Origin of the sequence: Myceligenerans indicum (assembly GCF_016742955.1) — a bacterium.
Classification (GTDB): domain Bacteria; phylum Actinomycetota; class Actinomycetes; order Actinomycetales; family Cellulomonadaceae; genus Myceligenerans; species Myceligenerans indicum.
This window is the reverse complement of the sequence record NZ_JABBYC010000137.1, coordinates 1-911: the sequence shown is the minus strand read 5'-3', so window position 1 is coordinate 911 and position 911 is coordinate 1. Positions and strand designations below refer to the sequence as shown.

Annotated in this window: 2 protein-coding genes; both read right to left on the bottom strand. The window is 64.2% G+C overall.

The annotated features are described in order from the left end of the window. Positions 1 to 148: transposase (locus tag HGK34_RS22275; protein ID WP_201851641.1), on the bottom strand; the 148-nt coding region annotated here is incomplete at its 3' end. 193 nt (positions 149 to 341) lie between these two features. Then, positions 342 to 524, bottom strand: a complete 183-nt coding sequence (locus HGK34_RS22270; RefSeq protein WP_201851631.1) for a hypothetical protein — start codon at positions 522 to 524, stop codon at positions 342 to 344. Positions 525 to 911: the final 387 nt, after the last annotated feature.

The following is a 911-nucleotide window of genomic DNA, read 5'->3' as shown; positions in this document are numbered from 1 at the left end:
TCTCAGCAGCCCGGCGCACCCACAGCCGCAGCGTCTCGCGCGAGACGCCCAGGTCCTGGGCGATGCCCTTGATCGTGGCCCCGGGAGTCGACTCGTACAAGGCCACAGCATCGGCCTTGAACTCCTCGGGGTAGTTCTTCATTGCCATCGGTTACAGAACTCGCTTCTCTGGATCAGGCATCCAGTATCAGCGTGTCCACCAAACGGGGTGAGGCCCCGTCGACCGCTTACGCACCCACCCCTCCAAGGCCGCACGCTCATCCTCGCTCAGCACCAGCTCTGCCTTCGGCCTGCCCACCTGCCCCATCAGGCAAGACTGCTTTCTGAACGGAACTCTTGACTCAGGAGACTAGGTCGGCTCCGTAGTAGATGACGTCGGTCTGATAGACGGAGGACACCGGGCTTCCCCTTGGTGCCGGTGTTGCGGGCAGGTAGCGGTGCCCGACGATCGGGACCAGACGCGGCACCGTGGCCAGGTAGTTGCGTGCCAGGTCGATCGCTTCGGGCGTGGTGGCAGGGGCCACCGAGCCAGTCGACCCAGCCTGCGGGACCGGCCTGGGACAAGAGCGTGGCGTGATCGGGGTTGAACTCGAAATCCTAGGTGTACTGACCCGGGACGTTGTGAACATGACGGCGGGTCGTTGACGGACTGAGGAGGACCTCCGGGTGAGTGTGGAGCTTGTCGAAGGCATCACACGCACCTACCCGGAGGTCCTCATGTCCCACGCTAACGCTCCGTTGTCCCCGACCGGCAGACTGCGCCTGGCTCGGTGCGTCGTCGATCTGAACCGCCCCGGGTTTCGTGGAGGGTGTGATCCTTGGGAGGATTCCGATCGTGTCTACGAAGCGTTACCCCGACGAGCTCAAGGCTCGTGCGGTGCGGATGGTGCTGGACCACCGGGAGGAGTACC